Source organism: Curtobacterium sp. NPDC089185 (assembly GCF_040685235.1).
Classification (GTDB): Bacteria; Actinomycetota; Actinomycetes; order Actinomycetales; family Microbacteriaceae; genus Curtobacterium; species Curtobacterium citri.
Map to the genome: position 1 here is coordinate 42,370 of NZ_JBFBHK010000004.1, position 23,688 is coordinate 66,057.

The 23,688-nt window shown below is 73.5% G+C and carries 31 protein-coding genes, 1 tRNA gene and 1 pseudogene; 18 read left to right on the forward strand and 15 right to left on the reverse strand.

Annotated elements, in window-relative coordinates:
• Positions 1–13: 13 nt before the first annotated feature.
• Genes AB0N84_RS05300 through AB0N84_RS05310 form a run of 3 tightly spaced genes read right to left on the reverse strand, consistent with a single transcriptional unit; the run spans position 14 to position 2,835 of the window.
• Entirely contained in the window at positions 14–1,027 is a 1,014-nt protein-coding gene (locus AB0N84_RS05300; RefSeq protein WP_363544227.1) for a hypothetical protein, read from the reverse strand.
• A 44-nt stretch (positions 1,028–1,071) separates the two neighbouring features.
• A complete protein-coding gene (locus AB0N84_RS05305; protein ID WP_289458513.1) occupies positions 1,072–1,323 on the reverse strand; it encodes a DUF4287 domain-containing protein in 252 nt (83 codons plus the stop codon).
• A 27-nt stretch (positions 1,324–1,350) separates the two neighbouring features.
• Complete coding sequence (locus AB0N84_RS05310) at positions 1,351–2,835, reverse strand: reverse transcriptase family protein (protein WP_363544229.1); 1,485 nt, start codon at positions 2,833–2,835, stop codon at positions 1,351–1,353.
• A 282-nt stretch (positions 2,836–3,117) separates the two neighbouring features.
• Between AB0N84_RS05310 and AB0N84_RS05315 the strand changes: the two genes are divergently transcribed.
• On the forward strand, positions 3,118–3,642 hold the full coding sequence (locus AB0N84_RS05315; protein ID WP_182047222.1) for a heme-degrading domain-containing protein: 525 nt from the start codon (positions 3,118–3,120) through the stop codon (positions 3,640–3,642).
• A gap of 77 nt (positions 3,643–3,719) precedes the next feature.
• Here the strand turns inward: AB0N84_RS05315 and AB0N84_RS05320 are convergent, their stop codons facing one another.
• A complete protein-coding gene (locus AB0N84_RS05320) occupies positions 3,720–4,682 on the reverse strand; it encodes an SDR family NAD(P)-dependent oxidoreductase (protein ID WP_363544231.1) in 963 nt (320 codons plus the stop codon).
• Positions 4,683–4,835: 153 nt separating this feature from the next.
• On the opposite strand from AB0N84_RS05320, the gene AB0N84_RS05325 reads away from it, so the two are divergent.
• From AB0N84_RS05325 to AB0N84_RS05335, 3 genes are all read left to right on the forward strand, one after another.
• Entirely contained in the window at positions 4,836–5,099 is a 264-nt protein-coding gene (locus tag AB0N84_RS05325) for a hypothetical protein (protein ID WP_069711065.1), read from the forward strand.
• Between the two features lie 136 nt (positions 5,100–5,235).
• Positions 5,236–6,546, forward strand: a complete 1,311-nt coding sequence (locus AB0N84_RS05330; RefSeq protein WP_289458520.1) for a PP2C family protein-serine/threonine phosphatase — start codon at positions 5,236–5,238, stop codon at positions 6,544–6,546.
• Between the two features lie 104 nt (positions 6,547–6,650).
• On the forward strand, positions 6,651–7,538 hold the full coding sequence (locus AB0N84_RS05335) for a glycoside hydrolase family 16 protein (protein WP_363544234.1): 888 nt from the start codon (positions 6,651–6,653) through the stop codon (positions 7,536–7,538).
• Between the two features lie 51 nt (positions 7,539–7,589).
• On the opposite strand, the gene AB0N84_RS05340 is transcribed toward AB0N84_RS05335, so the two are convergent.
• Both AB0N84_RS05340 and AB0N84_RS05345 read right to left on the reverse strand, forming a co-directional pair.
• Positions 7,590–7,799 (reverse strand): hypothetical protein, encoded by a 210-nt coding sequence (locus tag AB0N84_RS05340; protein WP_363544235.1) that lies wholly within the window; start codon positions 7,797–7,799, stop codon positions 7,590–7,592.
• A 68-nt stretch (positions 7,800–7,867) separates the two neighbouring features.
• Positions 7,868–8,209 (reverse strand): DUF3140 domain-containing protein, encoded by a 342-nt coding sequence (locus AB0N84_RS05345; protein ID WP_363544237.1) that lies wholly within the window; start codon positions 8,207–8,209, stop codon positions 7,868–7,870.
• Positions 8,210–8,359: 150 nt separating this feature from the next.
• Between AB0N84_RS05345 and AB0N84_RS05350 the strand changes: the two genes are divergently transcribed.
• From AB0N84_RS05350 to AB0N84_RS05360, 3 genes are all read left to right on the forward strand, one after another.
• A complete protein-coding gene (locus AB0N84_RS05350; RefSeq protein WP_289458526.1) occupies positions 8,360–9,583 on the forward strand; it encodes a zinc-dependent alcohol dehydrogenase in 1,224 nt (407 codons plus the stop codon).
• A complete protein-coding gene (locus AB0N84_RS05355) occupies positions 9,580–10,488 on the forward strand; it encodes an SDR family oxidoreductase (protein WP_363544239.1) in 909 nt (302 codons plus the stop codon). Before AB0N84_RS05350 ends, AB0N84_RS05355 begins: the two co-directional genes overlap by 4 nt.
• A gap of 61 nt (positions 10,489–10,549) precedes the next feature.
• The gene (locus AB0N84_RS05360) at positions 10,550–10,690 is read left to right on the forward strand and encodes a hypothetical protein (RefSeq protein ID WP_189319506.1); all 141 of its coding nucleotides are present in this window, start codon (positions 10,550–10,552) and stop codon (positions 10,688–10,690) included.
• A gap of 89 nt (positions 10,691–10,779) precedes the next feature.
• On the opposite strand, the gene AB0N84_RS05365 is transcribed toward AB0N84_RS05360, so the two are convergent.
• Positions 10,780–11,196 (reverse strand): VOC family protein, encoded by a 417-nt coding sequence (locus AB0N84_RS05365; protein WP_363544241.1) that lies wholly within the window; start codon positions 11,194–11,196, stop codon positions 10,780–10,782.
• Positions 11,197–11,425: 229 nt separating this feature from the next.
• Here AB0N84_RS05365 and AB0N84_RS05370 point away from each other — a divergent pair, with 229 nt between their 5' ends.
• Entirely contained in the window at positions 11,426–11,581 is a 156-nt protein-coding gene (locus AB0N84_RS05370) for a hypothetical protein (RefSeq protein ID WP_182047232.1), read from the forward strand.
• A 10-nt stretch (positions 11,582–11,591) separates the two neighbouring features.
• On the opposite strand, the gene AB0N84_RS05375 is transcribed toward AB0N84_RS05370, so the two are convergent.
• Entirely contained in the window at positions 11,592–11,720 is a 129-nt protein-coding gene (locus AB0N84_RS05375) for a hypothetical protein (RefSeq protein WP_259346207.1), read from the reverse strand.
• Between the two features lie 256 nt (positions 11,721–11,976).
• Here AB0N84_RS05375 and AB0N84_RS05380 point away from each other — a divergent pair, with 256 nt between their 5' ends.
• The 4 genes from AB0N84_RS05380 to AB0N84_RS05395 all read left to right on the forward strand — a co-directional run bounded on the left by AB0N84_RS05380 (position 11,977) and on the right by AB0N84_RS05395 (position 14,482).
• Positions 11,977–12,534 carry a sigma-70 family RNA polymerase sigma factor gene (locus tag AB0N84_RS05380; RefSeq protein WP_182047233.1) on the forward strand — a complete coding sequence of 186 codons (558 nt, stop codon included), beginning with the start codon at positions 11,977–11,979 and terminating at the stop codon, positions 12,532–12,534.
• Entirely contained in the window at positions 12,531–13,109 is a 579-nt protein-coding gene (locus AB0N84_RS05385; RefSeq protein ID WP_289458535.1) for a hypothetical protein, read from the forward strand. Before AB0N84_RS05380 ends, AB0N84_RS05385 begins: the two co-directional genes overlap by 4 nt.
• Before the next feature lie 59 nt (positions 13,110–13,168).
• Positions 13,169–13,522 carry a hypothetical protein gene (locus AB0N84_RS05390; protein ID WP_289458537.1) on the forward strand — a complete coding sequence of 118 codons (354 nt, stop codon included), beginning with the start codon at positions 13,169–13,171 and terminating at the stop codon, positions 13,520–13,522.
• A gap of 147 nt (positions 13,523–13,669) precedes the next feature.
• A complete protein-coding gene (locus AB0N84_RS05395; RefSeq protein ID WP_182047236.1) occupies positions 13,670–14,482 on the forward strand; it encodes a phosphatase PAP2 family protein in 813 nt (270 codons plus the stop codon).
• 19 nt (positions 14,483–14,501) lie between these two features.
• On the opposite strand, the gene AB0N84_RS05400 is transcribed toward AB0N84_RS05395, so the two are convergent.
• On the reverse strand, positions 14,502–14,666 hold the full coding sequence (locus AB0N84_RS05400) for a hypothetical protein (RefSeq protein WP_363544245.1): 165 nt from the start codon (positions 14,664–14,666) through the stop codon (positions 14,502–14,504).
• A 70-nt stretch (positions 14,667–14,736) separates the two neighbouring features.
• A pseudogene (locus tag AB0N84_RS05405) lies at positions 14,737–14,889 on the reverse strand (isochorismatase family protein); the annotation flags it as partial.
• Between the two features lie 435 nt (positions 14,890–15,324).
• Here AB0N84_RS05405 and AB0N84_RS05410 point away from each other — a divergent pair.
• Positions 15,325–16,065 carry an SDR family NAD(P)-dependent oxidoreductase gene (locus AB0N84_RS05410; RefSeq protein ID WP_289458541.1) on the forward strand — a complete coding sequence of 247 codons (741 nt, stop codon included), beginning with the start codon at positions 15,325–15,327 and terminating at the stop codon, positions 16,063–16,065.
• A gap of 42 nt (positions 16,066–16,107) precedes the next feature.
• Here the strand turns inward: AB0N84_RS05410 and AB0N84_RS05415 are convergent, their stop codons facing one another.
• The gene (locus AB0N84_RS05415) at positions 16,108–16,599 is read right to left on the reverse strand and encodes a hypothetical protein (RefSeq protein WP_363544247.1); all 492 of its coding nucleotides are present in this window, start codon (positions 16,597–16,599) and stop codon (positions 16,108–16,110) included.
• Positions 16,599–17,312, reverse strand: a complete 714-nt coding sequence (locus tag AB0N84_RS05420) for a helix-turn-helix domain-containing protein (protein WP_363544249.1) — start codon at positions 17,310–17,312, stop codon at positions 16,599–16,601. The genes AB0N84_RS05415 and AB0N84_RS05420 overlap by 1 nt, the downstream gene beginning before the upstream one ends.
• A gap of 76 nt (positions 17,313–17,388) precedes the next feature.
• Between AB0N84_RS05420 and AB0N84_RS05425 the strand changes: the two genes are divergently transcribed.
• A complete protein-coding gene (locus AB0N84_RS05425; protein ID WP_363544251.1) occupies positions 17,389–17,712 on the forward strand; it encodes a hypothetical protein in 324 nt (107 codons plus the stop codon).
• A gap of 57 nt (positions 17,713–17,769) precedes the next feature.
• Here the strand turns inward: AB0N84_RS05425 and AB0N84_RS05430 are convergent.
• Positions 17,770–17,842 (reverse strand) — tRNA-Val (locus tag AB0N84_RS05430).
• 311 nt (positions 17,843–18,153) lie between these two features.
• Positions 18,154–19,749, reverse strand: coding sequence for a long-chain fatty acid--CoA ligase (locus AB0N84_RS05435; protein ID WP_363544253.1), 1,596 nt, complete (start codon positions 19,747–19,749; stop codon positions 18,154–18,156).
• 462 nt (positions 19,750–20,211) lie between these two features.
• Here AB0N84_RS05435 and AB0N84_RS05440 point away from each other — a divergent pair, with 462 nt between their 5' ends.
• From AB0N84_RS05440 to AB0N84_RS05450, 3 genes are all read left to right on the forward strand, one after another.
• Positions 20,212–20,775, forward strand: a complete 564-nt coding sequence (locus AB0N84_RS05440) for a MarR family transcriptional regulator (protein ID WP_289458553.1) — start codon at positions 20,212–20,214, stop codon at positions 20,773–20,775.
• A gap of 80 nt (positions 20,776–20,855) precedes the next feature.
• Positions 20,856–21,005 carry a hypothetical protein gene (locus tag AB0N84_RS05445; RefSeq protein ID WP_182047243.1) on the forward strand — a complete coding sequence of 50 codons (150 nt, stop codon included), beginning with the start codon at positions 20,856–20,858 and terminating at the stop codon, positions 21,003–21,005.
• Positions 21,006–21,010: 5 nt separating this feature from the next.
• Positions 21,011–21,169, forward strand: coding sequence for a hypothetical protein (locus AB0N84_RS05450; protein WP_182047244.1), 159 nt, complete (start codon positions 21,011–21,013; stop codon positions 21,167–21,169).
• A gap of 64 nt (positions 21,170–21,233) precedes the next feature.
• On the opposite strand, the gene AB0N84_RS05455 is transcribed toward AB0N84_RS05450, so the two are convergent.
• Positions 21,234–23,000: an AMP-binding protein gene (locus tag AB0N84_RS05455; protein WP_363544256.1), complete on the reverse strand. Its 1,767-nt coding sequence runs from the start codon at positions 22,998–23,000 to the stop codon at positions 21,234–21,236.
• Between the two features lie 70 nt (positions 23,001–23,070).
• Between AB0N84_RS05455 and AB0N84_RS05460 the strand changes: the two genes are divergently transcribed.
• Complete coding sequence (locus tag AB0N84_RS05460) at positions 23,071–23,643, forward strand: hypothetical protein (RefSeq protein WP_363544258.1); 573 nt, start codon at positions 23,071–23,073, stop codon at positions 23,641–23,643.
• Positions 23,644–23,688: the final 45 nt, after the last annotated feature.

The following is a 23,688-nucleotide window of genomic DNA, read 5'->3' on the forward strand; positions in this document are numbered from 1 at the left end:
CCCGACGTGGTCGTCACCGTGCGTACGCGTCCACGAAGAGCGGACCGCGGAGCTCGCGCAGGGTGTCGACGAGCCGCTCGATCGTGCCCCGGGAGATCCCGGACACCTCGAGGTCGTACGGCCCGAGCGCCGGCAGGCGGCCGGTCCGGATCCGGACGACCTCCCACCCGACGGCACGGACGGCACGGTCCTTCCGCCGGTCGGTGTCCTGCCGCGGACCGACGTGCTCCAGACCGTGACGACCGGTGCTGTCGTACTCGATCGCGACCCGCAGCTCGGGCAGCACGATGTCCGGCCAGGCCTCGACGTGGTCGAAGAACGGACGGTCGAGCCGGATCGCGGTGTGGTCGAAGGTCAGCGCGAACCGCTCCTGCAGCGCGGCGCGGAGGTCCGCCTCGACCGCCGAGGCCGTCGCGGGCGCGCACCGGCTCGTGAACGACTCCCCCGAGGGCAGTCGCGGGGTCTTCGGGCAGATCGTCCGCGGGACCGGCTGCGCGGCCCGACCGGTCCGCGACCGACCGGGACGGGCGCGAGCGCTGGCGACCGCTCCGGTGGGCACGGCACCGGCGCTCGGGAGCCCGGCACCCGGGACCGCTCCGCGCGCCGGTGCCGCTCCGCGCGCCGGGGCAGCGGGGAGCGTCTGCCGCCCGCGGACCCGCTCGGCGCGCTGCGGTGCCGGGACCGCGCTCGGCCAGTCCGCCGGCAGCACCGGCCAACGACGCGGGGTGGCCTGCAGCTGGCACTCCGGGCACCAGACCGACCGCCGCCGCTCACGCCCGGGGCGCGACCGCTGCTCGGCCGGCGTCGCGACGAAGACGTGGCCGACGTCGCACTCCCAGGTCAGCAGGACCTCGGCGAGCGGCGGGACCTGGGTGAGCACGACGCCGTGGTTCCGGTCGGGGTGGTACTGCCGGACGAGCACCGGGTACGACGCCCACGCCGAACGGAACTCGCCGACCGCGTACGGCACCGCCGTGCCGCGGGACCACTGCCTCCGCCGCCACCACGCCTCCACGGGTTCGACCACGGCACCACGCTAGGCAGCGCCACCGACAACCCGGCAGCGGGGCGTCAGGACCCGAGGGCGTTCCGGACGTACCCGACCACGGCGTTGGCGTGTCCGTGGCCGAACCCGTGCTCGTCCTTGAGCCAGGCCACCACCTCCATGTGGCGGTGGTCGTCGAGCCGGTCGGCCACCAGGTCGAGCCACTCCTGCACGGGGCGGCCGTACGTCTTCTCGATGCTCGGGAAGTACGAGGCGGGCCCCTTCGGCTTCGCCCCGTCCGCCGGGAGTGCCGGAGCGGGAACGCGGTGCGTCGTCATGCGGGTCACGGTAGTCGTCCGCGCGCGTCACCAGCGGATGCGGTCGAACTCCTCGCGCAGGCGTCGCGCTCGCCCCGGGTGGACCTGCTCGACCCACCCGATCCGCCCGAGCAGGTGCGCGCGGAAGTCCGGGTGGCCCGTCCGGTCCTGCGACGCAGGCCCGTGCACGGCGGCGTTGTGCAGCAGCGCGTGCAGCCGGTCGACCTCACGCCGGCCCGGGGACGGTCGGTCGTTGACGACCACGCCCGTGACGGACTGCCGGCTCCCCCGACGCCGGACCCGCGACTTGTGCGGGGCGAGGCGGTACCCCTGGTCGTCGACGATGCGGCCGACGCCACGGAGGAAGGCCTCGGGCCGCGCCGCGAGCCGGTCGCCGCCGCTGAAGGTCAGGTCGTCGGCGTACCGCGTGTAGACCGCGTCGCTCGCCGCCGCCCACCCGGCGAGCCGGGCGTCGAGGTGCCGGAGCGCGGTGTTGGCGAGCGCCGGCGAGGTGGGCGCGCCCTGGGGCAGGTGGGCGACCGCCAGCGACCGACGGAGTGCCGCGCGGTCCTCGGGACTGCCGCCCGGGGGCATGCCGGTCAGCACGTGCGGCGGGACCCGGTGCGTGCAGAGCCCGGCGAGGACGTGCGCGAGCGGTTCCGCGAAGCCCGCTGCCCGGAAGACGCCGTACACGGTCGGCGCGGTGACGCTCGCGAAGAAGGAGGTGAGGTCCGCGGTGACGACGACCTGCTGCCCGGTGTGCACCGCGGCGCCGGTCACCACGCTCCGGCCGGGCACGAACCCGTGTGCGGCGTCGTGCACCGGCAGGGCGACCAGCAGCTCGTCGAGGACGGTCCGCTGGGTCCGCTGGAGCAGGTCCATCGGCTTCTCGAGCAGCCGCGGGACCCGACCGGGACGCACCACCCACCCGTACCGGAAGTGGTGGAGCGGGCTCGACGGCCCCGCGTGCCGGTTCCAGGCCCGCGTGTCGGCGAGCCAGAGCAGCCGGCCGAGCGTGACCCCGAGCGCCCGGGCCAGCTCCGGCAGGGTGTCGACGAGCAGGGGGCTGGCGGTGTCCGGACGGGCCCGGACGGCGGTGGCACGACGGGCGAGCACCCGCACCGGACGACGCGCGGCGCGAGCGCGGTGCAGTTCGGCGAGCCGGGCATCGTCGGCGAGCACGGCGGCGAGCTGCCGCGGTGCGTCCTCCGGCGGCCGCGGGTACGTGCGGAGGGCCGCGTCGACCGCGAGCCCGACGACGGCGCGCTCGACCCCGAGCACCGCCCATCCGGCGGCGGTCAGTTCGTCGGGCGCCCACCGCTCGGCGGTGAGGAACGCGTCGGCGAGCGCCGTGGCGACCTCGGCGAGGGGCGTGGGGTTCCCGGGGGACCCGTCGGTGCCTCCGTGCGGCGTCGCGCGCGGAGCGCGCCGTCCCGCTCGGGGCGTGTCGTCCTGCTGGTCCTGCGTGCCCCGGGGTGCCCCCGGAGAGGTCGACGCGTCACGCGCGCCGGCCGCCTCCCCCGGGAACTCCACGCGCTCACCCTACGGCGACGGACCGACGGACGGGAGGCTCGGGGCGGGGCCGGCACGCGCCTCCCGTCCGGCGGTCGTGGACCACACCCACGGGCGGCCGGCCGAGCGGGCAGGACACGCCGCGCGTGGTCCGCCGAGCGGGCGCGACCCGTCGTCACCCGTCGCCGACCGTGACGGATGCGGCTCGGTGACGCGGCACCGGGCCCGGCGACACAGCACCCGACCGGGTGCCGCGGCCCGGTAGCGTGACGGACGACACCGACGTCCCCCGTGAGGAGCACCATGTCCGATCCCACCGGCGCCCGGTACCGCGACCTGCGGACCGAGGAGAAGCTCGCCGTCCTGCTCGCGGAGGAACGCGAGCTCGACCTCGACGCGTTCGACCTCGACGAGGCCTGGGCGGTGGGGTCCTGGCTCCGCGCGACCGCCCTCGACCGCGGCCTCGGCGTGGCCGTCGCGGTGTCCTTCGGGGAGCAGCGGGTCTTCCACGCGGCGACGCCCGGGTCGGGCGCGGTGAACGATGCCTGGCTCGACCGGAAGTTCCGGGTGGTGCGGCACTTCGCGCACGCGACGCTCACGGTGCGGACGCAGTACGAGGCGGGCGGGTCGACGTTCGACGAGGCGGCGGCCCTCGACCCGCGGCGCTACCAGGCGGCCGGCGGCGGCTTCCCGCTGGTGGTGCGCGGGAACCTCATCGGCGCGGTCGGGGTCAGCGGCCTCGAGATGCACGACGACCACGCGCTCGTGGTCGAGGCCCTGCGCGCGCACCTGGCGCAGGGCGGTCGGCGCGCGACCACCGGCTACTGACGGCGCGGCCCGACCGCAGACGGACGGGAGGCGCGGTGCGGGTCTGCACCGCGCCTCCCGTCCGTCCGGTGGGTGGGTCAGCGACGCGGGCGGCCCAGCACGACCGTGCCGACGACCGCGGCGATGCCCGCCCAGACCAGGGGCCGGGTGACCCGGCGACGCTTCGCGACCCAGCCACCGTCGGTGGCGTTGCCGGCGTCGGCCGGGGCGTAGAGGTTCCCGTCCGTGGGGGCGCCCCTGCCGCGCAGGGCGAAGGTCTCGACCATGGGCTTCGTGATCTTGTGGAACAGCCCCGGGAACACGTACTGCAGCGGCACGAGGGACGCCTGGATGCGCCCCACGAAGCGGTAGCGCTTCGGGTGCAGGGCGGCCTGCACGACGGCCTTCCCGGCGCGCTCGACGGAGACCGTCGGCGGCAGCGGGTGCGAGTTCTTGCCGGTGTAGTTGGCGCCGTTCTGGTAGATCGGCGTGTCGATCGTCGAGGGCAGCAGGGCGGTGAACTCGATGTCGGTGCCGGCGAACTCGTCGCCGAGGACGTCGACCAGGCCGAGGGCGGCGTGCTTGCTCGTGACGTACGCCGACTGGTACGGCGCCGAGAGCAGCGACTGGATCGACCCGACGAGCACGTACGTGCCCTTCCCGCGCTGCTTCCAGTGCGGCAGGAGCGCGGTGATCGCGTGGAGGTGTCCGTAGAGGTTCGTGTCGACGACGCGCTTGAACGCCTTCGTCGGGGTCTGCTCGAAGAGCCCGTAGATGAACAGTGCGGCGTTGCCGACGAAGACGTCGATGCGGCCGAACCGGGTGGTCGTGGTGGCGACGAGGTCCTTGACGGCGTGCTCGTCGGCGACGTCGGTGGGGATCGCGATCGCCTCGGCGCCGAGCTTCCGGCACTCGGCGGCGGCGGCCTCGAGGGACTCGTGCCCGCGTGCGGCGAGCACGAGGGTGGCGCCCTGCCGGGCGAACTCGTGGGCGGCGGCCCTCCCGATGCCGCTCGATGCTCCGGTGACGACGACGATCTTCCCGCGGAAGCGCTTTGACATGTCCTCGTTGCTACCCGGTGGCGGCTGCGGTCTCCCCCAGGACGGCGGGTGCCCGGGCTCCCGCCCGCGGTGTCGGCTCCGGTGTCGGCCGCGGTGTCGGCCGCTGACCGCAGGCTCTTCCGGACGACGTCGTGCAGGTGCGACGATGGGCCCATGCCGAAGGACGAGCTCACCGTCGAGGAAGCCACGGCGATCGCCGAGCACGCCCGCTCCGGCTCGCTGCCGCTCGAGGACCCCGAGGTCCGGAGGGTGGTCGAGCAGGCGAACCGCACCCTCGTCCGCGCGCAGATGTGGGGCGAGGACCGCAGCCCGAAGCTCCGTCGGCGCCGCCGGTGGCTCGCGGTCGGGGCCCTCGTGATGGTGCTCGTCTGGGTCGCCGGGCTGCTCGTCCCGCTCGCCCTCCGCCTCGGGCTCTGACGCGGGCTCTGACGCGCTCCCGCGCCGTGGACGACGTCGTGCTGCGACGATCCGTCCTGGACAGCGAGCGCGGCGGCGCGCCCGGCCCTCGGAGTGGGGTTGCTCCCGCGGGCCGCACCGAGGTTGACTCGATTCCGTGACGAGCACCGCGGACCGCCCGTCGTCGACGCGCACGTGGACGACCACCGTCCGCGACGACACGGGTCCGATCGTCCTCGCGGGCATCCGGACGTCCTGGGCCCCGCTGGCGAAGCAGACGCTCATCACCGCGCTCGTCGTCGGGGCGGCCGTCGCGAGCAGCCTGTCGCCCTGGCTCCTCGTGACCTCGGCACCCTGGATGTGGACCGGTGTCGCGATCGCCGTCGCCGCCCTCGCGGCCGCAGCGGTGCCGGCGCGGTGGCCCGGCACCATGCGCCTGGAGCTCCTCGTCCCCGCGCTCGACTTCTTCGCCATCGGCCTGCTCCGGTACGGCACCGGCGACAGCCGGTCGGTCTTCACCACCATCGTGGTGCTCCCGCTCATCTGGGTCGCCGCGAACCCCGGCCGGTGGAACGTCCTCTGGCCGGTGCTCGGGACCGCCGGGGCACTCCTGCTGCCGTACCTCATCGCACCGACGGAGGCGCAGGGCAGCGAGTTCGTCCGCCTGTTCACCGTGGTGATCGTCTTCGGCGCGACCGCCGCCGTGACGAACGAGCTCGCGCGCCAGGCGAGCCTGCAGCTCGCCGCGGTGCAGCGCCGTCGCCGCGTGGCCGAGGGCGAGATCGACCGGGCCGCCCTGGTGCAGCAGTCGCTCCTGCCGACGACGACCGCCGGCCTGCCGGACGAGGTCCGCGCGGTGGGCGTCTGCATCCCGGCGCGGACCGTCGGCGGCGACTTCTACGACTGGTTCGCGACCCCCGGCGGTGCCGCGTTCACCCTCGGGGACGTCATGGGCAAGGGCGTGGGCGCCGGCATGATCGCCGCGGCCGTGCGCTCGCTCATCCGGAGCACCGTCGACGAGACCGACCCCGCCGTCGCGGTCCGCCGTGCCGCGACCGGCCTCGCCACGGGCGCCGCCGACCTCACCAGCGGCCAGTTCACCACGTGCTTCCACGTCCGCGTCGACCGCGACGGCCACGCCCGCTGGGTGGACGCCGGGCACGGGCTCACCCTCCTCCGGGGTGCCGACGGCAGCGTCCGACCGCTCCGGTCCGGACACCTGCCGATCGGTGTCGGCACGAGCTGGACGGCGGAGGACACGTTGCTCGTGCCGGGTGACGTCATCGTCGCCGTCAGCGACGGCGTGCTCGACCTGTTCGGCGGCGACCTCGACTCGCTCGACCGCTTCGAGGCGTGGGTCGCCGAGCGTCCCGATCCCCAGCAGGTCGTCGCCGGCATCGCCGACCTGGCCCACGCCGGCGAGCACCCGGACGACGTCACGGTGCTCTGCGTCGCCTACCGGCCCTGACCGCGGCCGCGTGCCCCCCGAACTGCGGACTGGCGGTGGCGCGCCCGGCGGGTGATGATCCAGTGCCCCGTCCGTTGGCGGGTCCGCCGACCCGGGACGACCTGATGACGAACGACCCCACGCCCGCGCACGACGACGCACCCTCGGTCCACCGCGACGACCTCGGCCGACGCCGCTTCCTGACGCTCGGCCTGACCGGCGCCGCCGCTGCGACCGCCGCCGCCGGTACCGTCCTCGGCGCCGGCGCACCCGCCGAGGCCGCCACGAGCGGTGGCACGCTGCTCGCCGCCGACGAGTTCGACGGCGCCGCGGGCAGCGCACCGAACCCGGGGATCTGGCGCTTCGACACCGGCGCCGGGGGCTGGGGCAACGCCGAGCTGCAGACCTACACCGACTCCCGTCGCAACAGCGCCCTCGACGGCGCCGGCAACCTCGTCGTCACCGCCCGCCGCGAGGCCGACGGCTCGTACACCTCCGCCCGTCTGAAGACCGAGGGCACGTTCACCGCGCAGTACGGCCGCATCGAGGCGCGCATCCGGATCCCGCGGGGCCAGGGCCTGTGGCCGGCGTTCTGGATGCTCGGTGCCGACATCGGCCAGGTCGGTTGGCCCGCGTGCGGCGAGATCGACGTCATGGAGAACGTCGGGTACGAGCCAGCCGTGGTCCACGGGACGGTGCACGGCCCCGGGTACTCCGGGGCGCAGGGGCTGACGGCGTCGTACACGCAGCCGAACGGTGCTGCCTTCGCGGACGACTTCCACGTCTACGGGGTCGACTGGCGCCCCGGCTCCGTCACGTGGACGGTCGACGGCGTCGCCCGTCGGACGGTCACCCGCGCCGACGTCGGGTCGGCGCCGTGGGTGTTCGACAAGCCGTTCTTCGTGGTGCTGAACGTCGCGGTCGGTGGCACCTGGCCGGGGTCGCCGGACGCGACCACCCGGTTCCCGCAGCAGATGACGGTCGACTGGGTGCGCGTCTGGCAGCAGGCCTGACGGACGGGAGGCGCAGGGCCACGCCGCCACGCGCCTCCCGTCCGACGGCGGTCAGCGACGGGCGCGGGCCAGCAGCCAGAGGTAGGTCGCGTGGCCGACCAGGGCCAGACCGAAGAAGACCGCGCCGACCGCGTAGACCCGGTCGAGTTCGCCCTGCCCGATGACGAGCATCACCACGCAGAACAGCACGGCGGCCGCGAGCACACCCACCTGGATCGTCGACCAGATGCGACGGAAGCGGGGCATGCCGGAGTCGTCCACGGACCCATTCTGCCGCAGGCCGCCCGGGGTCACTCCTCGGACTCACCCCGCGGGCTCACTCCCCGGGATCACTTCTCGGGGTCGTGGCCCCAGTTCATGAGCGACCAGCGCCACTTCGAGTCGTGGGAGTCGCCCTTCGGCTCCTGCTTCGCGTGCCGCGCCACGTACCCGACGACCTTCCGCATGTGCGCGTAGTCGTCGTCCGTGTAGTCGCCCTGCTTCTTCTCGAGGATGGCGACGATGTGCCGCCCGCTCTCGTGCCCGGTGGACTCGCCGCCGCCGTCCGGCTTCTGCCCGACCTCCTTCGACTCGTCGGTGTCGAGCCACTCCTTCAGCTGGGACGCGGTCATGTTGACGGCGTCGGCGAAGTCGTCGCGGGTCTGCTCCTCGTCGTGCTGGTCGTCGCTCATGCGCGTCAGCGAACGCGCCGCGCCTGGGCGGGTCCGCAGCACCCGCTGTCCCCCGGTGCGGTGCGCAGACCGGACGGCGCTCCGCGCGCGTCCAGGGCCGTGCGCGTTGTGTGTCCCCCGAACACCCCACGACAGGAAAGCGAGAGCGACATGCGCGCAGTGGTCTGGCACGGCATCGGGGACATCCGTCTCGACGAGGTCCCGGAACCCACCATCCAGCACCCGGAGGACGCGATCGTCCGGATCACCCGCAGTGCGATCTGCGGCACCGACCTGCACTTCGTGCGCGGCACCATGGCGCCGATGCAGGAGGGCACGATCCTCGGGCACGAGGCCGTCGGCGTCGTCACCCAGGTCGGCGACGCCGTGCGTGGCTTCTCCGCCGGCGACCGCGTCGTCATCAACTCGACCATCTCCTGCGGCGCCTGCCGGTACTGCCGGATGGGCAAGACCGCGCAGTGCGACGTGGCGAACCCGAACGGTCCCCAGGCGGGCACGAGCTTCTTCGGCGGCCCCGAGTCGACCGGTCCGGTGAACGGCCTGCAGGCCGAGTTCGTCCGCGTGCCCTACGCCCGCAACACGATGCACCCGCTGCCCGAGAACGTCAGCGACGAGCAGGCGATCCTGCTCTCCGACATCTTCCCGACCGGGTGGTTCGGCGCCGAGCTCGCCGGGGTCACCCGCGGTGACGTCGTCGTCGTGTTCGGTGCCGGCATCGTCGGCCAGTTCGCCGCCGCGTCGGCGTACAAGCTCGGCGCCGCGCGCGTCATCGTCGTCGACGGTGAGGAGACCCGTCTCGCCGCCGCGCTCGCGCAGCACTGCGAGGTCGTCGACTACAACCGCGAGGACCCGGTGCAGGCGATCATGGACCTCACCAACGGCATCGGTGCGGACGCCGTGATCGACGCCGTCGGCGTGGACGCCGAGCGCCCGAAGCGAGGCCCGGCCGCGGTCTCCGAGGAGCAGGCCCGGCAGTTCGACGCCGAGGTGCAGCAGGTCGCGCCCGACGCGTCCCCGGACGGCTTCGGCGAGCAGCAGCAGTGGAAGCCCGGCGACGGCCCGTCGCAGGTCGCGCAGTGGGCGGTCGCCTCGGTCGCGAAGTACGGCCGCATCGGCATCATCGGCGTCTACGGTCCGACCGCGCAGTCGTACCCGATCGGCGAGGCGATGAACAAGAACCTGACGATCCGGATGGGCAACTGCGACCACCACTCGGTGACGCCGCCGCTCATCGACCTGGTGGCGTCGGGCCAGTTCGACCCGACCGCGCTCATCACCGAGCACGAGCCGATCGGCTCGGCGATCGAGGCGTACGAGGCCTTCGACCGCCGCGAGCCCGGCTGGGTCAAGGTGGAGCTGGAGGCGACCCGATGAGCACCTCGCCGGTCGACCAGTACGCCTTCGGCGACCCCCGGAGCCGCTACCCCGACGTCTCCCCCGAGCCGCAGACGCAGGAGGAACCGGGGCTGCAGTCGCAGATGACCCCGGTGCCCGACCTGGGCGAGTCCAGCTACCGCGGGACCGGGCGGCTCGAGGGCCGCAAGGCCGTGATCACCGGAGCGGACTCGGGCATCGGCGCCGCCGTGGCGATCGCCTTCGCCCGCGAGGGTGCCGACGTCGTCCTGGCCTACCTGCCCGAGGAGCAGTCCGACGCCGACCACGTCGTCGAGCAGATCGAGGCCGCGGGTCGCAAGGCCGTCGCCGTCCCCGGGGACCTCCGCGACAAGGCGTACGCCGGGCAGCTCGTCGAGCGCGCCGTCGCCGAGCTCGGCGGGATCGACGCCCTCGTCAGCGTCGCCGGCAAGCAGCGCTGGCAGCCGGACCTGCTCGACATCACGGACGAGCAGTTCGAGGCGACCTTCGACGTCAACGTCTTCGGCCTGTTCCGCCTCGTGAAGGCCGCGCTGCCGCACCTGCAGCCGGGCTCGACCGTCACCACGACGGCGTCCATGGAGGCGTACCAGCCCGCTCCGGACCGCCTCGACTACGCGGCGTCGAAGGGCGCGATCAACAACTTCTCGAAGGGCCTGTCGCAGCTGCTCGTCGAGCGCGGGATCCGCGTCAACATCGTCGCCCCGGGCCCGACGTGGACCGTCCTGCAGCCGAGCGGCGGCGTCGACCCGGAGTCACTCCCCGAGTTCGGCAGCAGCGAGTCCCCCATGGGCCGTGCCGCCCAGCCCGCCGAGCTCGCCCCGGCGTACGTGTTCCTCGCCTCGCAGGAGTCGAGCTTCGTCGCCGGCGAGACCCTCAACGTCAACGGCGGCATGGTCACGCCGTGATCGGGAATGCCGGACGGCCGTCCGGTGTCGAACTGTCCACACCACATGCGAAGGAGCACTCATGAGCCTCGACCTCCACGAGGGGACCGGCGTCGACACCGAGCGGCACTGCGTCCCGACCAGCACCCTGAAGGCGCTGCACGACGACCAGCAGGAGCCGGCCTTCGGCCGCTGGCTGGGCCAGATCAACGGACACCGGTGATCTGATGCTCCACGGCACGCCCAGGGCGTGACGACGGACGGGAGGCGCGGTGCCGGCTGGCACCGCGCCTCCCGTCCGTCCGAGGTCGGTCAGCCCGCGGCGCCGCTGATGTTGACGAGCCAGGTGACGCCGAAGCGGTCGGTGAGCATCCCGAAGGTGTCGCCCCACGGAGCCTTCGTCAGCGGCTCGATGACGGTCGCGCCCTCGGCCAGCCCGTTCCAGTAGCCGGTCAGGAGTTCCTCGTCGTCGCCGCTGAGCGACACCGAGATGCGGCTCTCGGTCGGCGTGGGCATGCTCGCCGGAGCGTCCGAGGCCATGAGCAGCAGCCCGGCTTCGGTCTGGATCTGTCCGTGCATCACCTTGTCGGCGTCCGCGGGGTCCTGCGCCATGCCGCCCTCGGCGAAGGTCATCGACTTCAGCTCGCCACCGAGGACGCCGTGGTAGAAGTCGAGCGCCTCGCGCGCCTGGTCACGGAAGCCGAGGTAGGGGTTCAGGAAGACGGACACGGGTGCTCCTTCGGGTCGGGCGGACTCCGCCGTCCGCGTCGGCACGATCATGGCAGACGGCCGTGCCCCGTGGTGGTCGGCCCTCCTGCGACGGTCGGACGCGTGAAGTGGACGTGCACCGGCGGGACCGGCCGGTACCCGTGACCGCGGTACGGCACGGCGGACACCGGGACAGTCTGGACGGAGCCGTCCGACCGGACGGACCACCGACGAGGGACGGAGACGACCCGTGCGACCGAACCTCGCCGCCCTGCACGCCGAGCCCCGGGAGTGGCACCGTCGCGGCCTCCGGCACCCTGACGAGATCGCGTCGATGGTGCACGCGCGGCTGCTCGCCGACCTGCCCGCCGACCCGTGCTACCGCGACTTCTTCGTCACGTCGTGAGCGTGGGTCGTCAGAGATCCCGGAGCATCCGACCCGCCACGGCGTCGTTCCAGGACGTCGTCGCACCGGCCTCGGCGGCGATGTGCATGCCGACGTGTCCGGCGTCGAGTCCACAGCGCCACCGGTCGAAGACGCTCATGCACAGGGACCGGCCCGACCGGGTGGGTGGGACGACCGGCGCGTCCGGAGGCGGACCGGCGGGCTCGTGGTGCGGTCGGGGGTGTGGCGGTGGTCTCGTCGTGCATGTCACCAGTGGGACGTCCCGCAACGCCGATGTGTCACGAACCAGGCCCGTCGACCGCGCCCGGACGCGGACGCGGACGCGCGCTGCCGTCGCGGTGCATGCTCGGAGTGGACCGGCCCGTCGGCCGGCGCTCGACGGACGGAAGGCGGCGATGAGCGGCGGAGGACCCCTGCAGGACGCCTCGGACGCGACGCTCGTCGCCCGTGCGTCCGACGGTGACGTCCCCGCGTTCGAGGTGCTCGCCCGGCGCCACGGTCCGCTCATGCGCGTGTACGCGGAGCAGGTGCTCGGCTCGAACGACGAGGCCGACGACGTCGTGCAGGAGTCGTTCCTGACCGGTTGGCGGAAGCTCGGGGACCTCGAGGACCCGGGGCGCTTCCGACCGTGGATGGTGCAGATCGTCACCCGACGAGCGCTCGACCGGCTGCGGCGCCGTCGACACCACGACGACCTCGACGCGGTCGAGCGGCCCGCCGACCCGCGACTGACGCCGGAGCGTACCGTCGAGACCAGGATGCAGCTCGACGCGATGTGGGCGGCACTGGAGCGGATGCCGGTCGACCAGCGACGGTGCTGGCTCCTGCGGGAGACCGCCGGGCACAGCTACCAGCAGATCGCCGAGGAACTCGAGCTCCCGACCTCGACCGTGCGGGGGCTCCTCGCCCGGGCACGACGGTTCCTCTCCGCGGAGATGGAGGGATGGCGATGACGGACGACGACCTCCCCGTGCCCGACGACGACCTCGACGGACACACCATGGAGGAGCTCGCGGACTACCTCGACCGCGGCCGGACGCCCGTCGACCCGTCCATCGAGGGCTCCGCCGCCTGCCGACTCGCCATGGCCGGCATGCAGCGGCTCCGCGAACTCTCGGTCGGTGCCCTCGAGCGGCGCGCCGACTCCGAGCGCGACCGGGAGTCCGGTTGGGTCGACCGACTCCTCGACGCCATCCGGGCGGAGGTCCGCCCCGGCCGCGACGTGCCCGTGGCGCACCCGGACCCCCGACTGCGGCTCGCGCTGACCGAGGCGGCCGTCCGCGGGCTCGTCCGCCGGGCCGGCGACACGATGGGCGGCGTCGTGATGGGCCGCTGCGTCCTCGAGGGCGACCTCGAGCAGCCCGGTGCCACCGTGCGGATCGACGTGACCGCCGGCCTTGCCTACGGTGAGCCGGCGGAGCCCACCGCCGACCGGCTCCGTCGGACCGTCACCGAGACCGTGGAGCGGCACACGGGACTGGTCGTCGAGGCCGTCGACGTCCGCTTCGACGACGTGTACCTGCCCTGACCCGGCGACCCTGAGACTCCGACCGACCCTGACCCGAGTACCGACCCTGAGGAGTGCGGATGGACGACGAAGCGCTCGCGCGCACCCTGACCGAGGCCGTCCGGGGGGTGCCCGGCGTCACCGGGGTCTACTCGGCACGTCCGCTCGTGGCCGCCGCCGGGGCGGTCGCGGAGGCCGTCGCACCGGCGCTGACGCTCCCGGAACCGGACGTCCTGGTCGACGTCGACCGCGGTGGCGGACGCGTGCACGTCAGAGCCGGCATCGCCGTCTCCGGCGAGCTCCCGGCCTGCGACACGCTCCGCGTGGTGGGCGAGCGTCTGCGCGACGCGCTGGACGCGGCGGTCCGGCCGTCGGCGGACCTGGTCAGCGTCACCGTCCGGCTCGTCGAGGACCCGGTGCGACCGGCGTCCTGACCGGTCGTCGCACCGGGGAGAGCGGTGACCCGGTGGCGGACGGGAGGCGCGGTGCGGGCCCGCGCCGTGCCTCCCGTCCGGCGGGTGGGGACGCGGTCGTCGTCGGCTTCCTGACCGTCAGCGACGGCACCGGGCCAGGATGGCGTCGTGACGGACTCCGGTACCCCCTCCCCCGACCGCACGGTTCCCCACGACCGTCGTCTCGGTCGGCGCGACCTGACCGAGTGGCGGTCCCGTGCCGGGCAGCGGCTGGCCGCCCGACACCGCGGGCTCGCCCAGCGGGTCGGAGCCCACCGCGCGCTCGTGGTCACGCTCGCGGTCGGCGGTGGGATCGCCCTGGCGGCGACGGCGGGTGCGGCGTGGATCTACGACGGCGTGACCGGGCGCGACGGCATCGCGAGCCTGGACCGTCCGGTGCTCGAGCAGGCGAAGCGGCTCCGCTCCCCCGCCGTCGACGGTACCGCCGCCGTCATCGCGCGCGTGTTCGGTCCGGTCTCGATGCCGGTGCTGGCCGTCGCTTCGGCGGTGGCGTTCGCCGTCCGGGAGCGCCGCGCGAGCCCGGTGACGCTGCTCGTCGCCGCGGGCGCGGGCTCGCTCGCGATGACCCTGCTCGGCAAGGACCGCATCAAGCGGAACCGGCCCCGCCGCCGCGACGCCGTCCCGCCCTACGAGCGCTCCCCGTCCTTCCCGTCCGGCCACACGCTGAACACCACGACGATCGTCGGTGTCATCGCCTACCTGCTGGCGCTTCGGCAGGAACGCACCGGGCCCCAGGTCGCACTGGCCGGGGCCGCCGCCGGGACCGCCGTGACGGTCGGGCTGTCACGGGTCCTGCTCGGGGCGCACTGGTTCACGGACGTCGCCGTCGGTTGGGTCACCGGCAGCGGGTGGTTGTCGCTGCTGATCACGAGCCACCGGCTCTTCCTGAGTGCGCAGGACGACGACACGGTCGGGGACTGACCGGAGACGGGTCCAGCGATCAGTGGACGGCCTCCAGGGCCACCTGGTCGTGCCGCTCGGCTGCGGAGCGGTGCCCCGGGTAGCGGAGGCCGGCGAAGTACGTGTTCGTGTGTGCCACGACCTGCTCGCCGGAGATGACGACACCGTCGTGCGCTGTGTCGGTCGTGGTGTGCGCGTCCGACACGAGGGTGACGTCGTACCCCCCGGACCGCCGCAGACTGGGTGGTGGTCCGGATGCAGTGGTCGCTCTGTGCTCCGGCCACCACGAGACGCTGGACGCCGAGGGCCTGCAGGACCTCCGCGAGGTCGGTCGCCGCGAAGGCGTCGCGGTACTCCTTCCGGACGAGCGGCTCGTCCGCCCGACGAGGTGTGCGGTCCGTCGGAGGACTCCGTCCACGTCGAAGCACCCCCGGACGATTCCGGCCTGCAGATCGATGACGAGGACCGCGCTGATTGCCGACACGGGGACATCCTCGCAGCCGGCCGCATCGTCCGCGCGGGCGTTCGGTCGCTCGGTCGCTCGGTCGCTCGGTCCCGAGGGGTGTGGTGCCGGCTGTCCCGGCACGACCGGAGCGGTCGCGCCGGTCGGGTGCGACACCGGCACCACAGAACCGTCCTACCGGACGACGGACCGGTGCCTCGCCGGTCTACCCGACGACTGGGGTAGACCGGCGCGTTCCTGTGGCGAGCGCCCGCCGTGCCTCGAGCAGCGGGCAGCAGGGTATCCGGCGATGCCATGAGAGGGGTCCTGGCACCCCCTGGATCAGCAGGGCGCTCCCGGAGACAGCGTCCCTCCGGCACGATCGGTGCTGACCCCGACCGCCCGGAGAGAGCAGACCACCATGGACACCACCGCCCGCACCGTCCTCGTCGTCGGAGGGACCTCGGGCATCGGCCTGGGGCTCGCACGCCGCTTCGCCGACGCCGGCTCGACCGTCGTCGTCGGCGGGCGCGACACCACCCGCGTCCTCGACCTCGAGACCGTCGTCGTCGACGTGACCGATCCCGCTTCGGTCGACCGGGCTCGCGACGAGGTCCTCGCGGCGCACCCCGATCTCGACCTCGTCGTGACGATGTCCGGCGTGATGCTGCTCGAGGACCTCCGCGACCCCGCCCACGTCGACGCGGCGGAGGCGACGATCGCGGTGAACGTCCTCGGGACGATCCGCGTCCTCGACGCCTTCACCCCGCACCTCGTCGGCAGGGGGCGCGGCGACTTCATCACCGTCACCTCGGGGATCGCGTTCATGCCGTTCCCCCTGATGGCCACCTACGGCGCGTCGAAGGCCGCGGTCCACTCGTACTCCGTCTCGCTCCGCGCCCAGCTGGCCGGGACCGGCGTCCGTGTCACCGAGCTCGTGCCCCCGGCCGTGGCCACCGCAGGGCAGGAGCAGCTCAACCCGGCGGCGCTGCCGCTCGAGGCGTACCTCGACGAGGTGATGGGCATCCTCGCCGAGGACCCGTCACCGGACGAGGTCGTCGTCGAGCGGGCGCAGGCACTGCGCTGGGCAGAGCGCGACGGCACCTGGGACGAGCTCCTCGAGCAGCGGTCGCAGGCGCTGCGCACCCTGCCCGGCCGCTGACCGTCGGCAGCGGTCACGCGACGGACCAGCCGCCGCTCGCAGCTAGTGGGTCCGCCGCTCGCCGCGGTCCGGACCGGACCCGCGTGACCAGCGGCTGGCCTGCCAGACGGTGTTCCCACCGACGAGCGCGAGCATGACGACCAGGACCAGCACGAACACCGCCGGATGCCACTCGTGGTGCTCGACGAGTTCCCACGTCTCCTTGACCGCGATGAACGTCCCGCCGATCGCGACGACGAACCATCCGGTCGCCTTGCGGATGAACCGCTCGCGGTGCTCTCGCTGCTGCGGCGACAGCACCGCGAGCACCGTGCGGTGGTACGCGATGCTCCGGCGTCGCCGGAGGACGAGCATGACCGGGGGCAGGAACCACCACCACGGCGACGGCGGTGGTGGCGGTGCGACCGGCGAACCGGGGTCGGCGCCGGCCTGGTCGGCGTCCTCCTCGCGCAGTTCGAGCACGCCCTGGTACAGCGGACCGGCGACCAGGAGCCAGGCTCCGAGGAAGCCGCTCCAGGCGATGAACGTCTCCATCAGGACCCCGTCCCCCGGTCCGTGTCCTCACCGGTCGCCGCGCCGCGACGGAGCGCGCCGAGCCCGGTGAGGATGATCTCGATCCCCGCCTCGAACTGCTGCCGGTCGTCGTGATCGACCAGCTGCTGCTCGATCCGGACGAGGAACGGGTACCGTCCGCCGTCGGGCCGGACCAGCGGCGACGCCGAGGACGCGATGACCCCCGACCGACCCCCTCCGGCCGGGTCGAGGCCCTGACCGGCGTCGTACTGGCTCGCGACGCCGAGGACGTGGTGCACGAGCGCGGACGCGGCGTCGAACTGCGCCGGCTCCGGCACGCCGAGCGCCGTGACATCAGAGCCGAGGCGGTCGAAGAGCTGCAGCACGGCCGGCTGCCACGGCGCCGCGACCAACTGCGACCCCAGCCACGGACGGGCGGTGATCGCATCGAAGACGCCGACGGTGACCGAGCGGATGCTCGCGGCGGGATCGGCGCTCCCGGCCGCTGCGAGGACCTCGGTCATCGCCGCTGACGCCGCTGTCGACAGCAGCACGCCCTTGTTCGCGACGTGGTGGTACAGCGCACCGGCACCCGTCGCCAGGTGTGCCGCGAGGGCGCGGAACGTCAGGGCGCCAGCGCCGCCGTCGTCGAGGATCTCGATCGCCGCGTCGACGATCCCGGCCTCGGTCAGCGCATCAGACCTGCGCTGCGGTCGCTGTCCCACGTTCGTCACTGCACCATCTTGACACATCTTGGAACGTCGTTCCATACTTCTGGAACACCGTTCCAACCAACATCGGAGGACCACCGTGGCATTCGCAGATCAGCCCTCGTACATCATCAAGATGCGTGCCAAACCCGGCATGGCGGACCGTCTGTTCCACCTCGCGACGGTCGGGAAGGAGAAGTCCGGATCCTCCGACCGGTTCATCATGCTGCGCGAGGACGACGACCCGGACGTGCTCTGGAACATCGAGGTCTTCCGTTCGGTCGAGGCGAAGGACGGCTACGAGAACAGCCCGATGGCCGACGAGCTCCGCGACGAGATCATCGACCTCCTCGCCGAACCGCCGGTGCGCATCGCGGCACACCCGTACTCGGCGATCCCGTCACTGCCGGGCGACGCCGAGTAGCCCTCGACCACGCGGCAGGACAACTGCAACGTCACGCAGGGCCAGGCCTTGCTCCGGTGGGCCCTGCCGGGATCGAACCGACGACATCCACGGTGTAAACGTGGCGCTCTACCAGCTGAGCTAAAGGCCCCTGCCCTCGATCCTAGAGGGTCCCCCGACCCGCGGCCCCCGGCCTTCCACACCTCACCGGTCCTGTCCTGGGCCGCGTCCGCGATCTGGCTGCGAGCGACCGCGGGCGCCGAGGGCGGCGCGGACTTCGGACCGATGTGGCTCGTCCTGGCCGCCCTGTCCACCGGTGTCCCGGGACTCGCGTTCCTCGCCGTCGCCGCAGCCGCGAGCAGTCGTGACCGCCAACGCGACCGCGGCAGCGACCGCAACCGCGGTAGCGCCCGCGACCGCGCGCACCGGTCACCCGACGGTGCCGGTCGCTGACCCGACCCCTCAGCCGAACCGCTCGACGAGCTCCCGCTTGAGCACCTTCCCGCTCGGCCCCAGCGGCAGCACGTCCACGACGTGCACGATGCGCGGGTACTTGTACACCGCGATCTCGTCCGCGACGAAGCGGACGAGCTCCTCCGGGGTCACGGTGGCGTCGGGACGGAGCACGACCGCTGCGGCGACCTCCTGGCCGTGCACCTCGTGCGGGACACCGAACACGGCCGCCATGGTGACGTCCGGGTGCGTGGCGAGGACCTCCTCGACCTGCCGCGGGTACACGTTGTAGCCGTTGCGGATGATCATGTCCTTCGTGCGGTCGACGATCGTCAGGTAGCCGTCGTCGTCCTTCGTCCCGAGGTCCCCGGTCCGGAACCAGCCGTCCACGATCGCGGCGGCGGTGGCGTCCGGCCGGTTGAGGTAGCCGTTCATCAGGTTGTGCCCCCGGATGACGAGCTCGCCGATCTCCCCGCGCGGCAGCAGCACCACGTGGTCGGCGTCCTCCGGGTCGGCGATCTCGATGTCGACGCCCCAGATCGGGGTGCCGATGGTGCCGGGTCGGGGCGCGGAGCCCACGTGGTTGAACGACGCGACCGGTGAGGTCTCGGTGAGCCCGTACCCCTCGTGTACCGGGGCGTCGAAGACCTCCTGGAAGCGTTCGAGGACGGCGAGGGGCAGCGACGCGCCGCCGGAGATGGCGTAGCGCAGCCGCGGGCGGGCCTCGGTGCGGGTCGCTGCGTCGAGGAGCGCGATGTACATGGTCGGCACGCCCATGAAGATCGCCGTGTCGTGCTCGACCATCGCCGCCAGGGCGGCGTCGCCGTCGAACTTCGGCAGCATGACGATCGTGGCCCCGGCGCGGAAGCCGGTGTTCATCGTGCAGGTCTGCCCGAACGTGTGGAAGAGCGGCAGCGCTCCGAGCAGGACGTCGCCCCGGCGCATGTCGAAGGTGGTGAGCAGGCTCGTGTTCACCTGCTCGAGCAGCGCGAAGTGCGAGCCCTCGGCGCCCTTCGGCTGTCCCGTCGTGCCGCTCGTGTACAGGATCGTCGCGGTGTCGAACGGGTGCCGCGGGACGTAGGTGGTCAGGGGCTCGCTGGTCGCGGCGAGGGCCTCCAGGCGGTCCGGACCGTCGGCGGTGTCGGCCGGCGCGAGCACGCTGAGGAGGTCGACGCCCGCGAGCTCGGCACCGGCACCGCCCTCGCCGAGGAGCGGGGCGGCGCACACCATGAGCGCGGCGCCGCTGTCCCGCAGCACGAACTCGATCTCACGGCGCTTGAGCAGCGCGTGCACCGGCACGACGACGGCTCCGAGCGCGAGCACGGCGTAGTAGACCCGGGCGAAGTCGGTCACGTTCGGCACGAGCATCGCGACGCGGTCGCCCTCGCCGATGCCACGGGCACGCAGCGCCCCGGCGTACGCGAGGGTCTCGCGCCACAGCTCGGCGTAGGTCGTCCGACGGTCGCCGACCACGACGGCGACGTCGTCGGGGAACCGCGCGGCGGACTCGGCGAGGATCGCGGCGACCGAGGCCGTGGCCTGCGTCGTCCGTGTGCCGTCGTCGGCTCCGGTGGCGGGGTGGCTGCTGGTGGTGGTGCTGGTCATGCCGGCCTTCCGTCTCCCGTGACGAGTACTCCTCAGTGAGCCTACGACCCGCGACGGCGAGCGGTCCGGGACGCGCCGGAGCGCCCCTGCGACGGGGGTGGCGGCCCGCCGGACCACACCCGGTCCGGTGCGTCCTGCGGCTGAAGGGGCGCGATGTCGGCGGCATCGTGTTCAATCGGGGTGTCGCGGTACGGGTCAGGTGCCACGGCGCCGGCGGTCGGTCTGTGTTCGGGTCACGGATCGGCCGCCGCCCCGTTCGACGCCTCCGGTGAGCGCGCGTCGCCCACGGGACGGGAGGCACGGGGCGGGGCCCGCCACGCGCCTCCCGTCCGCCGCCCGCGCACCCCCGCGGCCGCGTTCGAGCAATCGTCTGTACCCCGACGCGTGGTCCCCATCGCGAGGCACGCTCGGTACGGTCCGACCCAGACGGGACGAGGACCCGACGGGACGAGGAGGTGTGCGATGACCGAGGACGGCACGCACGGGACGTCGGGGTACTGGTACCCCGACCGGCAGGAGCAGGCCGGGGTCGGACTGCTCTCGCTCATGCGGCGGTACCGCGCGGCCGAGGTGTCCATGCGCGAACGCAAGCGGCGCTCGATGCGGATGAACGCGACCGACATGGAGGCCGTGCGCTTCCTGCTGCGCGCCGGCGAGCAAGGGCGACCGGTGCGGCCCGGCGACCTCACGGCCCACCTCGGCATCACGTCGGCGTCCACGACCGCGGTCGTGAAGCGGCTCGTGGCCTCCGGGCACGCCGAACGCCGTGCCGACCCCGCCGACGGCCGCGGTGCGCTGCTCGTCGCCACGGTCCGCAGCGACGACGAGGTCCGCTCCGAGCTGACCGACGTGCACGCCCGGATGATCGCCGCGGCGGACCGGCTGTCACCGCAGACCGTCGCCGAGATGAGCGCCTTCCTGACCGAGATGATCACCGTCATGGAGGCCGACGCCCCCTCGGTCGAGGCCGACGGCGCCGACCGACCCCGCCCGATGTCCGAGATGCGTACGCATCCACATCAGTAGTTAGACAAACTAGAGAAACCGGAGCAAGCTGGTGCCAGTCGCCGAACGGTGACGACCGACGTCACGGGAAAGGGCCGGCCATGAGCACCATCGACGCAACACACTCGCAGTTCTCCGAGGTCCGGGAGACAGCGCGTGGCCGCCTGCTCGCCGTCGTGGCGACCAGCCTCGGGATCGTCGCCGTCACCGTGGCCACCGCCGCCGTGACCGTCGTGACGCTGGGGGCCTGAGCGCGATGAGCATCCGCGACCTCCACGAGCTCCAGCGCAACCCGCACGAGTGGCACCGCCGCGGTCTGCGGCACCCCGACGAGATCGACGCCCTCGTGCACCACCGCACGCACGGCGACGTCCCGCCCGAGCCGACCTACGGCGACTTCTTCCGCGCCGCCTGAGGCGCCACCGACGCCTGACGGACGACCGCCGGCCGTTCAGCCGCTTCCGGAGCCCGCCCACCGTTCAGTCGGTGTGCGGGCTCCGCTGCGTCGCCCGACGGCCGACGGCGCGGAGCTCGGGGAACTGCTCGTCCCGCCACTCCCCCTCGACCCGGGTGCCGGCGGTCGCCGCCTGCTCCTCGCGCTCGCGGAGCTCGACCCGCCGGATCTTGCCGGAGATCGTCTTGGGCAGGGGGCCGAACTCGACGCGGCGGACGCGGGCGTACGCCGGCAGCGCGGTGCGCGCGTGCTCGAGCACCGCGCGGGCGGTGTCCGCGGTCGGCTCCCACCCGGCCGCGAGCGTCACGTACGCCTTGACGACGTTGAGCCGCGCCTCGTCCGGAGCGGGCACCACGGCGCTCTCCGCCACGGCGTCGTGCCGAAGCAGTGCGCTCTCCACCTCGAACGGCGAGACCTTGTAGTCCGACGACTTGAAGACGTCGTCCGTGCGGCCGATGAACGTGAGCTGGCCGTCGGCGTCCCGGCTCGCGACGTCGCCGGTGCGGAAGAAGCCCTCGCGCATCGCGTCGGCGGTGCGCTCGGGGTCGCCGAGGTAGCCGGCCATCAGGTTCGTCGGCCGCTCGGTGAGGTCGAGGCACACCTCGCCCTCCTCGCCGGCACGTCCGGTCACCGGGTCGAGCAGCGTGACGGTGACGCCGGGGAGCGGCCGACCCATCGCGCCGGGGGTCACCGGAGCGCCGGGCACGTTGCCGACGATCGCGGTCGTCTCCGTCTGCCCGTAGCCGTCGCGGATCGTCAGTCCCCACGCCGCCTGCACGCGTGCGATCACCTCGGGGTTGAGCGGCTCCCCCGCTGACACGACCTCGCGCAGGGCCCGCGGCTTCGGCCCGAGGTCGGCCTGCAGCATCATGCGCCACGCGGTCGGCGGCGCGCAGAACGTGTCCACGCCGGCCTCCTCGAGCTGCGCGAGCAGCCCGGCGGGGTCGAACCGTGGGGTGTCGTACACGAAGACGGTCGCCTCGGCGATCCACGGAGCGAAGAAGCAGCTCCAGGCGTGCTTGCCCCAGCCGGGCGAGCTGATCGCGAGGTGGACGTCGCCGGGCCGGAGGCCGAGCCAGTGCATCGTGCTGAGGTGCCCGACGGGGTAGGAGACCTGGGAGTGGACGACCATCTTCGGCTTCGAGGTCGTGCCGGAGGTGAAGTAGACCAGGCACGGGTCGCCGGTGGAGGTGGTGACCACCGGTCGGGCCTCGCCTTCCGGTGCCGGGTCGCCGAGGTCGTCGGGGTAGGTCGTCCAGCCGTCCGCGGCGCCCCCGACCACGATGCGGGACGGCGCCCCCGTGACACCGTCGAACTTCGGCGTCTCGCCGTGGTTCGTGACGACGTGGGCCACGCCGCCGCGGTCGATCCGGTCCTGCAGGTCGGCGGTGTCGAGCATGGTCGAGGTCGGCAGGATCACGGCGCCGAGCTTCATGACCGCGAGCATCGTCTCCCAGAGCTCGAGCTGGTTGCCGAGCATGAGCAGCACGTGGTCGCCCTTCCGCACCCCGAGCCGGTCGAGGTGCACGGCGAGGCGGTCGGACCGCGCCGCCATCTGGGCGTAGGTCGTCCGGGAGCCGCCGTCCTCGTCGACGATCCACAGCGCCACGCGGTCGTTCCCGCGCGCGATCACGTCGAACCAGTCCGTCGCCCAGTTGAACGTGTCGCCGAGGTCGGGCCACCGGAAGGCGCGGCGGGCCTCCTCGGCGCGGACCGGGTCGCGCTCGTCGAGGACGGCGAGCAGCTCGTCGCGGGCGGCGCGGTAGACCTGGGTCGGGTTCGAGGAGGGCACCGGTCGATCATGCCGGATCGACGGCGGACGTGCAGCGTGCGGTCGTCGGGAGCGCGTAGCGTCGCTCCTCGTGGACAGGGTCGGTGTGGTGGACGAGGCGGGTCGCCTGCGCCTGCTCGGCAGCGCGGTCGCGGGCGCGGCCTTCGGGGTCGTGCTCGCCGTGCTCGTCGCTTCGTCGTGGGCCACGACGACCACGGGCCTCGTCGTCGGGGTCGGCGTCCCCGCGGCCGTGCTCGGCGGCGCCGTGGGCGTCTGGACACAGCTGCGCTCCTGGCGCGCGGCGGGTGGCTACGAGCACGCCGTCGCCGTGCAGCGCTGGGTCGCCGAGGGGCGGGTCCCGCTCGGCGTCCCCGCCGAGGAGTGGGTCCCGGCCCTGCAGGCCCAGGCGGACCGCGAGGGCGCGGGGTGGGGCAAGGTCGTGCTCTGCGTCCTCTGGACCGCGATGACGCTGTCGATGGCCGACCAACACGGACCGGTCCTGACGACGCTGCTCGCCGCGCTCTGGATCGGCATGGGGACCTGGTCGGTCGCGTGGGTCATCCCCCGCGCCCGAGCGGCACGGGCGCTCCTCCAGCGCGCGGGCGCCGCCCTGCCCGGCCCCGTCGAACCCGGGACGGTCGAGCCCGGCTCCGTCGACCGCTGACGGCGGCGGACGGACAGGCCGGGGAAGCGCACCACCCCGGTGACT

Excerpts from the sequence above, each read along its gene's own strand:
- AB0N84_RS05315 (WP_182047222.1), top strand. The coding sequence starts at position 3,118 with ATGTCCGATCCCACCGGCGCCCGGTACCGCGACCTGCGGACCGAGGAG.
- AB0N84_RS05345 (WP_363544237.1), bottom strand. The coding sequence starts at position 8,209 with ATGAGCGACGACCAGCACGACGAGGAGCAGACCCGCGACGACTTCGCC.
- AB0N84_RS05380 (WP_182047233.1), top strand. The coding sequence starts at position 11,977 with ATGAGCGGCGGAGGACCCCTGCAGGACGCCTCGGACGCGACGCTCGTC.
- AB0N84_RS05320 (WP_363544231.1), bottom strand. The coding sequence starts at position 4,682 with ATGTCAAAGCGCTTCCGCGGGAAGATCGTCGTCGTCACCGGAGCATCG.
- AB0N84_RS05440 (WP_289458553.1), top strand. The coding sequence starts at position 20,212 with ATGACCGAGGACGGCACGCACGGGACGTCGGGGTACTGGTACCCCGAC.
- AB0N84_RS05305 (WP_289458513.1), bottom strand. The coding sequence starts at position 1,323 with ATGACGACGCACCGCGTTCCCGCTCCGGCACTCCCGGCGGACGGGGCG.
- AB0N84_RS05350 (WP_289458526.1), top strand. The coding sequence starts at position 8,360 with ATGCGCGCAGTGGTCTGGCACGGCATCGGGGACATCCGTCTCGACGAG.
- AB0N84_RS05360 (WP_189319506.1), top strand. The coding sequence starts at position 10,550 with ATGAGCCTCGACCTCCACGAGGGGACCGGCGTCGACACCGAGCGGCAC.
- AB0N84_RS05445 (WP_182047243.1), top strand. The coding sequence starts at position 20,856 with ATGAGCACCATCGACGCAACACACTCGCAGTTCTCCGAGGTCCGGGAG.
- AB0N84_RS05410 (WP_289458541.1), top strand. The coding sequence starts at position 15,325 with ATGGACACCACCGCCCGCACCGTCCTCGTCGTCGGAGGGACCTCGGGC.
- AB0N84_RS05435 (WP_363544253.1), bottom strand. The coding sequence starts at position 19,749 with ATGACCAGCACCACCACCAGCAGCCACCCCGCCACCGGAGCCGACGAC.
- AB0N84_RS05390 (WP_289458537.1), top strand. The coding sequence starts at position 13,169 with ATGGACGACGAAGCGCTCGCGCGCACCCTGACCGAGGCCGTCCGGGGG.
- AB0N84_RS05385 (WP_289458535.1), top strand. The coding sequence starts at position 12,531 with ATGACGGACGACGACCTCCCCGTGCCCGACGACGACCTCGACGGACAC.
- AB0N84_RS05450 (WP_182047244.1), top strand. The coding sequence starts at position 21,011 with ATGAGCATCCGCGACCTCCACGAGCTCCAGCGCAACCCGCACGAGTGG.
- AB0N84_RS05325 (WP_069711065.1), top strand. The coding sequence starts at position 4,836 with ATGCCGAAGGACGAGCTCACCGTCGAGGAAGCCACGGCGATCGCCGAG.
- AB0N84_RS05375 (WP_259346207.1), bottom strand. The coding sequence starts at position 11,720 with ATGAGCGTCTTCGACCGGTGGCGCTGTGGACTCGACGCCGGACACGTC.
- AB0N84_RS05335 (WP_363544234.1), top strand. The coding sequence starts at position 6,651 with ATGACGAACGACCCCACGCCCGCGCACGACGACGCACCCTCGGTCCAC.
- AB0N84_RS05415 (WP_363544247.1), bottom strand. The coding sequence starts at position 16,599 with ATGGAGACGTTCATCGCCTGGAGCGGCTTCCTCGGAGCCTGGCTCCTG.
- AB0N84_RS05355 (WP_363544239.1), top strand. The coding sequence starts at position 9,580 with ATGAGCACCTCGCCGGTCGACCAGTACGCCTTCGGCGACCCCCGGAGC.